The 7,250-nt window shown below is 29.7% G+C and carries 8 protein-coding genes; 1 reads left to right on the top strand and 7 read right to left on the bottom strand.

All coding sequences use genetic code 11. The features are described 5' to 3' along the window. The 7 genes from ACI3VO_RS01935 to ACI3VO_RS01905 all read right to left on the bottom strand — a co-directional run. Positions 1-225, bottom strand: a 225-nt coding sequence (locus tag ACI3VO_RS01935) for a phosphate acyltransferase (protein ID WP_439756291.1), incomplete at its 3' end; no start/stop codon positions are given. Positions 226-564: 339 nt separating this feature from the next. Beyond that, positions 565-1,497: a LysR family transcriptional regulator gene (locus ACI3VO_RS01930; protein ID WP_439756290.1), complete on the bottom strand. Its 933-nt coding sequence runs from the start codon at positions 1,495-1,497 to the stop codon at positions 565-567. A gap of 296 nt (positions 1,498-1,793) precedes the next feature. Then, the gene (locus ACI3VO_RS01925) at positions 1,794-2,333 is read right to left on the bottom strand and encodes a 2-oxoacid:acceptor oxidoreductase family protein (protein WP_439756289.1); all 540 of its coding nucleotides are present in this window, start codon (positions 2,331-2,333) and stop codon (positions 1,794-1,796) included. A gap of 1 nt (position 2,334) precedes the next feature. Further along, positions 2,335-3,093, bottom strand: coding sequence for a thiamine pyrophosphate-dependent enzyme (locus ACI3VO_RS01920; RefSeq protein ID WP_439756288.1), 759 nt, complete (start codon positions 3,091-3,093; stop codon positions 2,335-2,337). Continuing rightward, positions 3,093-4,169: a 3-methyl-2-oxobutanoate dehydrogenase subunit VorB gene (locus tag ACI3VO_RS01915; RefSeq protein ID WP_439756287.1), complete on the bottom strand. Its 1,077-nt coding sequence runs from the start codon at positions 4,167-4,169 to the stop codon at positions 3,093-3,095. Before ACI3VO_RS01915 ends, ACI3VO_RS01920 begins: the two co-directional genes overlap by 1 nt. A 30-nt stretch (positions 4,170-4,199) precedes the next feature. Beyond that, on the bottom strand, positions 4,200-4,415 hold the full coding sequence (locus tag ACI3VO_RS01910) for a 4Fe-4S dicluster domain-containing protein (protein ID WP_439756286.1): 216 nt from the start codon (positions 4,413-4,415) through the stop codon (positions 4,200-4,202). Between the two features lie 47 nt (positions 4,416-4,462). Further along, entirely contained in the window at positions 4,463-5,140 is a 678-nt protein-coding gene (locus tag ACI3VO_RS01905; RefSeq protein WP_439756285.1) for an ATP-binding protein, read from the bottom strand. A 644-nt stretch (positions 5,141-5,784) separates the two neighbouring features. Here ACI3VO_RS01905 and ACI3VO_RS01900 point away from each other — a divergent pair. Beyond that, positions 5,785-6,984, top strand: a complete 1,200-nt coding sequence (locus ACI3VO_RS01900) for a PLP-dependent aminotransferase family protein (protein WP_439756284.1) — start codon at positions 5,785-5,787, stop codon at positions 6,982-6,984. Positions 6,985-7,250: the final 266 nt, after the last annotated feature.

Genomic DNA, 7,250 nt, shown 5'->3' with positions numbered 1-7,250 from the left:
ACTAAGATCCTTTATATCTATTAATTCATAATTATCTAGATTTATATTTAATTCAGAAGCAATCTCTCTTGTTTTATCTATATCCCCTACTAAAATTCCATTTATTATTCCTTCTTTTCTCGCATTTTCAACTGCCACTAAAACTTCTTTATCTTGACAGCATGCAACAGATACTGTTTTTGGTCCTCTTTCTTTAGCTAATTTTATAACATCTTCTATTTTCATAAAGCCACCTCTTCTTCCCTATTTAAAGTTATATTCATGTTAATTTATGTCTAATTATTATATAATTCCAAAAGCTAATTTCTTAATTATTTATTTCCATAGAATTGTTACAAGTTAAAACTTATTATCCTTAATTTAATTATATATTCCTTTTAATCCCAACAGATAATATGTATTTTTTATCCTTTGCTATAAATATTTTTTATAACCGATTTAATTTTTTTAACATTTAAATTATCTTTTTTAATGTATAAAAAAATCTATTTTATTAGTTTTTTGTACAAAAAATAGAACTATAAAGATAAAAAATCCATATAGTTCTCAATATATTCTGTATTTTTAATCTCTTAAATCATCTTTTTCAGCAAACTCCTTATAAAGATTAACAAATTCTTCTGCTATAGGAGATAATGCTTCGTCCTTTCTCTTTATGTAGCCACAATCTAAAGTAATATTTTTAGCCAAAGGAATTAAAACTGTACCATCATCTAGATAAGTTTTGTCCTTCATAGGTCCACCTCTTAAAGAGAAAAATACACCATCCATTTCATGTAAAAAATAATACAACATATCATGGTCTTGAACAGTTATGAAATTATTAAAATTATCATAATCTAACTCATTTCCAATCCACATAGATATATAGCTTCTATCTACATATTCATTAGTTAATAATACATATTTTTTTAAATCTTCAATTTCAACCTTTCCCTCTTCACTACAAAGAGGGTGTCCTTCTCTTACTTGTACATAAACATGTCCATCTGTAATTTTTACAAATTCTAAATTCTTAGACATAAGAGTTCTTCTATTTGTAAAGCTAACTGGTCTTGTTATTTTTATTATTCCAATATCAGAAAGACCTGTCTCAACATCTCTAATTACGTTAGAAAATGTGTCCTGATTAATTATTAGGTTTAACATCTCCTCCTTATGATTTCTACTTAGCTCTAAAATAATATGCTTTATAAAGGATATATAATATGAAGAAATTCTAAAATTAACCTTTTCGTCCTTTGCTATAGTGTTCATATTTCTAATTAGATCCATATTTCTTTCAATTTCTTCACCATATTGAAGTAATTCCATTCCTTTAGCGGTTAGTTCCACTCCTGAATTACTTCTCTCAAAAATTTTAAATCCTAATTCTTCTTCTAACATTCTTATAGACATACTTAAATTAGGTTGGCTCATATACAGCTTCTTTGCTGCTTTCCCTATTGAACCTTGCTTAGCAATTTCCAAAATATAACTTATTTGTTCTAGTTTCATATAATCACCTATTTCATTTAATTATATTTATTAATATATTATTTTTTTATATATTATATATTAATAAATAAAAATCCTTCCCATAGGCCCCTTTATAAATGTATTCATATCTATATTTATTGAAATATGTATTAAAATATTTGTTGAAATTTAAATTTAATTTATATATATTATATTAACATTATATCATACTTTTTTTATATTTTCATAACATAAAGAAAAGCTTAATAGTTATAAACTATTAAGCCTCCCTTTGGGCCTTTTATTAATTTTTTGGTCTAAATATATGAAATTTTTTAACTAACAGCATCCATACCTTTTTGTAAGGCTTCTCTATTTATTGGTATAAATTTAGCTTTTCTTTCTCCAAATACTTTTAAGAAAGCTTGTAGTACTGATTCTATATCAACTGCATTAGTTACCTTTAAGCAAGCACCTAACATTATCATATTAGCAACCTTAGGCATTCCCATTTCACCTGCTAATTCATTAGCTGGTATATAAGTAACTTTTATATCATCTCTTTCTATTTTTGTGTCTATTAATGAACTGTTTACTAAAACATGTCCTCCTGGTACTACGTCATCAACGAATTTCATAGAAGGTAAATTCATTATTACAGCACAAGTTGCATCATCTGTTATAACTGGTGACCCAACTGGTTCATCAGATACAGTTACTGCACAGTTTGCAGTACCTCCACGCATTTCTGGTCCATAAGAAGGTAACCATGCAACTTCTTTCCCTTCTAGCATACCTGCATATGTTAACAATTGTCCCATAGACATTACACCTTGACCACCAAATCCTGCACAAATTACTCTAGCTGTTGACATATTATTTCACCTCCTTAGTTTCTATGTCTATATCTTTTTTATTACCTGGTTCATAGTATTTCATCATGTTGTCTCTTAACCATTGTAAAGCATCAGTTGGTGCCATACCCCAGTTAGTTGGACAAGTAGATAAAACTTCTACTATACCAAATCCTAAACCTGCTCTTTGAACTTCGAAAGCTTTTCTTATAGCTTTTTTAGCTTTTCTTACGTTAGCAGGAGTATCTACAGTTACTCTTTCTACAAATACTGCACCTGTTAAAGTTGCAAGCATTTCACTAACTCTTATAGGGAATCCATTTCTTTCTGGATCTCTACCATCTTGAGCTGTTGTAGCTCTTTGGCCTATTAATGTAGTTGGTGCCATTTGTCCACCAGTCATACCATATATACCGTTGTTAACGAATATAGTAGTTATTTTTTCTCCTCTAGCAGCTGCATGAACTATTTCACACATACCGATTGAAGATAAGTCACCATCACCTTGATAAGTAAATACAGTTTTATCTGGATGAGTTCTCTTTACACCTGTAGCTACAGCTGGAGCTCTACCATGAGCAGCTTCATGTGTATCTACGTTAAAATAATTATATGCTAAAACAGAACATCCTACAGGAACTACTCCTATAGTTTCCCCTAATATACCCATTTCATCTAAAACTTCAGCTACTAATCTATGGATTATACCATGAGTACATCCTGGACAGTAGTGAGTTACAGCATCAGTTAAACCTTTTGTTTTTTCAAATACTACAGCCATTATTTTACACCTCCTAAAGCAACTTCTCCTAATATTTCTTTAGCCTTTTCAGCTATTGCAGCTGGAGTAGGTATCATACCACCACTTCTTCCGTAGAAGTGAACTGGTAATTTGCATTCACATGCTAATTTAACATCGTCTATCATTTGACCTAAACTCATTTCTACTACTAATAAATCCTTAGCATTTGGTATTTGTTTGAATGCTTCATTTGGGAATGGCCATAAAGTCTTAGGTCTAATTAAACCTACTTTATATCCTTCTTTTCTTAATCCTTCTATAGCTGTTTTAACTATTCTTGAAACTGTTCCATATGCTACAAATACTAAATCAGCATCTTCAGTTTTGTACATTTCATATTGAACTTCATTTTCTTCTATAGTTTTATATTTCTTTTCTAATTTTAAGTTATGTTGTTCTAATTCTTCTGATTGTAAGTATAAAGAATTTATTACATTAGGTTTTCTCTTATTATCATGTCCACAAGAAGCCCAATCTTTTTCTGGTAAATCTCTATGTTTACGTTCTTTTTCGAAATCAACTGGTTCCATCATTTGACCGATCATACCATCTGCAACTACCATAACTGGAGTTCTGTATTGATCAGCTACATCGAAAGCTTCTATAATCATATCAACTGCTTCTTGAACTGAAGCTGGAGCATATACTGGAGTTCTGTAGTCACCATTTCCTCCACCTTTAGTACTCATATAATAATCTGCTTGAGAAGGTTGTATAGTTCCAAGTCCTGGACCACCTCTCATTATATTTAAAACTACACAAGGTACTTCTGCACCTGCACAGTATGTAATTCCTTCTTGTTTTAATGCAACCCCTGGAGATGATGAAGATGTCATAACTCTAACACCTGATCCTCCTGCACCATAAACCATGTTTATAGCTGCTAATTCTGATTCTGCTTGTACAAAAGCTCCTCCAACCTTTGGAAGTTCTCTTGATAAATATTCTGGTAACTCACTTTGTGGAGTTATTGGATATCCAAAGAAGTAATGGCATCCAGCTTCTATAGCTGCTCTACCAAATGCTTCATTACCTTTCATAAGTATTTTAGCCATTATTAATTCCCCCCTAATTTTGAAATAAAATTAATCTCTCTCTACAGTTATAACTACGTCAGGACACATTAGTGCACAGCTTGCACAACCAACACATTTCTCTTCATCGATTATTTTTGCTGGATTATATCCTTTTTGGTTAATAAACTCTGTATCTATTGCTAATATTTCCTTTGGACATGCCGCAACACATAATCCACAACTCTTACAACGTTCTACATCGAAAGTTACTTTACCTTTAGCCATTTCAAAGCCCCCCTTAACATTGTGTTTTTTTCTATTAAAAACTCATACTACATCCAAATTTCTCTCATGTATAAATCTATTGGTAGTATATCCCCTTCTAAATCACTCGGTAATAAATCTACTAATTCTTTTAAACAACAAACATATTTTATAGGAATATTAGTTAATTCAGAAACCTCTCTAACTAATTTTTGTCCCTTCAAAACATCTTCTACAGTAGTTTGTCTTATAAAATGGGTATTATTAATCAACCCTGTTACCTTTAATTTTGAACTATCCTCCATAGATTTGATAAATCTTATCACATCTTCTGCAGTTTGAGTTTGTTCCCTATTTGCATTTACCACACAAAACATATCGTATTCACCCTCTACAAAATGCTCTGCGAATCTTCCAACAACTCTTGTACCGACATTATCTCCACCAACATCTAATACATAATTTGTATCCTTGTTATGTAAAGGTGTCATTATTTGTGCTGATACTGCTGGTAAATCCAATGTGTTTGTTTCAATGGAACTATCGATTGGATTTATGCCCATAGATCTAAGCTCATCTTTTTTTTCTCTAGTTCTAAAATATACGTTTACTATATCTAAATCTGCAAATGCTACTTCTCCATCTACTGCTTCTCTTAGCTTAGTAACGTAATTTATTGAGACCTCGCTTTTTCCACTTCCATAATGTCCAATAAATAGCCTTACCCTTTTATCATCTTTTATCATTTCTTATCACCTATCTTTTAGATACTAATAAAATTAGCTTCTTTTCTATGGTTATAAATTGTTATAAATTTAAATAAATAATTCATCTTATTTTTAAAATTAATTATATGTTATATTTTTTTATAAGCTAAATTAAAATTAAAACTTGAACAATTCTTATACTTAAATTATACATACACTCAACAGGAAAACGCTAATATGTAAAATTTATCCTTGGGTATAAATATTTTTTATTACATTTTAAATAAAAAACGTTTTCTTTAAAATACATTTTTTTATAAAGTAAATCACCTAAAAAGAACAAAAAAAATTAATAAAAATAAAGTTACACCTATCCAACGCTATATTCTAACAAATAAACGTTTTTTTATATTTTTTACCATTTTTTATTTTTTATACCCCTAGAACCCTTGAAATAACTCATTTTTTAAATTTCAACAAATTAAATTTTCTTAAATCATAAGTAATTTTTATTCCTTTCTATAAATATTACTTATTAGCGAATTCTTACTTTTTCTATGTATAATTATTGTAAACAATGTATTATTTTTCTTTTATGTTAGAAAATTATTATTTGAAGAATAAGTAAATTTATAATCTAATAATCTAATTACAAATGTTTAAAATTTATAGGGGGTGCTTTTATGGCAATAAAATTTGCAAAAAGATTAGATAATTTAGAAGGATCTGCAATACGTGAACTTTTAAAACTTACTCAAAGACCAGAAGTTATATCTTTCGCTGGAGGAATGCCTGCTCCAGAATTATTCCCAGTTGAAGAAATGAAGAAGGTTTCAGTTGCTGTATTAGAAGAACAAGGACAAGTTGCTCTTCAATATACAACTACAGAAGGATATGCTCCACTTAGAGAAAAAATCGCTGATAGAATGAATACTAAATTAAAAACTAACGTTAAAGCTGACGATATATTAATAACTAGTGGATCTCAACAAGGTTTAGATTTTGCTGGTAAAGTATTTATAGATGAAGGTGACGTTATATTATGTGAAAGTCCTTCATACATGGGTGCTTTAAATGCAATGAAAGCTTATCAACCAAACTTCATAGAAATACCTACTGATAATGACGGTATGATTATGGAAGAATTAGAAAAAGTATTAGCTACTACTGATAGAGTTAAAATGATTTACGTTATCCCTGATTTCCAAAATCCATCAGGAAGAACTTGGCCAATGGATAGAAGATTAAAATTCATGGAAATCATAAATAAATATGAAATACCTGTTATAGAAGATAATCCATATGGAGAATTAAGATTCGACGGAGAATTTTTACCATCATTAAAATCTTTAGATACTAAAGGTTTAGTTATATTCTTAGGAACATTCTCTAAAATATTCTGTCCTGGATATAGATTAGGATGGACTTGTGCAGCTCCTGAAATATTAACTAAATTCAATATTTGTAAACAAGGTGCTGACCTTCAAGCTTCTACTATATCTCAAATGGAAGTTAATAAATTTATAGAAATGTATGATTTAGATGCTCATGTTGAAAAAATAAAAGCTTGTTATGTAAAACGTAGAGATGTTATGATGAAAACTATGGAAGAAGAATTCCCTGATTGTGTAGAATTTACTCATCCTCAAGGTGGATTATTCACTTGGGTTACATTACCAGAAGGAATCAACGCTGGAGAAATGGCTAAAAAATGCTTAGCTAAAGATGTTGCTTATGTTCCAGGTGAATCTTTCTATCCAAATGGCGGAGTTTATAATACTTGTAGATTAAACTATTCTAACATGCCTGAAGATAAGATAGTTGAAGGTATTAAGAGAATGGGTCAAGTTCTTAGAGAAGAACTAGCTGAATTAGCTAAATAAATTTGCTAAATATAATTTATTTTATATTTTATATACTCACTTTTCATTTAATTTAAATAAAGAGAATTAAGTATTTTAGCTTAATTCTCTTTTTTCATTACATTAAAAATATTTTTTGATGTCTCATTTTATAATATTACAAAACTATTTTTTTGGTACTAAAGCAATGCAACGAGCTGTGCTTCCAGAACCTCCCTTTATCTTAGGGAAAGTACAGAAAATAAGAGCACCACTTTCAGGACACTTGTCCAAATTTGCCATAAGCT

Origin of the sequence: Intestinibacter sp. (genome assembly GCF_051866655.1) — a bacterium.
Lineage (GTDB): Bacteria > Bacillota > Clostridia > Peptostreptococcales > Peptostreptococcaceae > Intestinibacter.
This window is presented reverse-complemented; position numbering and strand designations above follow the sequence as displayed.

What these genes read in the sequence shown, in the direction of transcription:
- ACI3VO_RS01930 (WP_439756290.1), bottom strand. Translation starts at nt 1,497, where the DNA reads ATGAAACTAGAACAAATAAGTTATATTTTGGAAATTGCTAAGCAAGGT.
- ACI3VO_RS01925 (WP_439756289.1), bottom strand. Translation starts at nt 2,333, where the DNA reads ATGTCAACAGCTAGAGTAATTTGTGCAGGATTTGGTGGTCAAGGTGTA.
- ACI3VO_RS01920 (WP_439756288.1), bottom strand. Translation starts at nt 3,093, where the DNA reads ATGGCTGTAGTATTTGAAAAAACAAAAGGTTTAACTGATGCTGTAACT.
- ACI3VO_RS01915 (WP_439756287.1), bottom strand. Translation starts at nt 4,169, where the DNA reads ATGGCTAAAATACTTATGAAAGGTAATGAAGCATTTGGTAGAGCAGCT.
- ACI3VO_RS01910 (WP_439756286.1), bottom strand. Translation starts at nt 4,415, where the DNA reads ATGGCTAAAGGTAAAGTAACTTTCGATGTAGAACGTTGTAAGAGTTGT.
- ACI3VO_RS01905 (WP_439756285.1), bottom strand. Translation starts at nt 5,140, where the DNA reads ATGATAAAAGATGATAAAAGGGTAAGGCTATTTATTGGACATTATGGA.
- ACI3VO_RS01900 (WP_439756284.1), top strand. Translation starts at nt 5,785, where the DNA reads ATGGCAATAAAATTTGCAAAAAGATTAGATAATTTAGAAGGATCTGCA.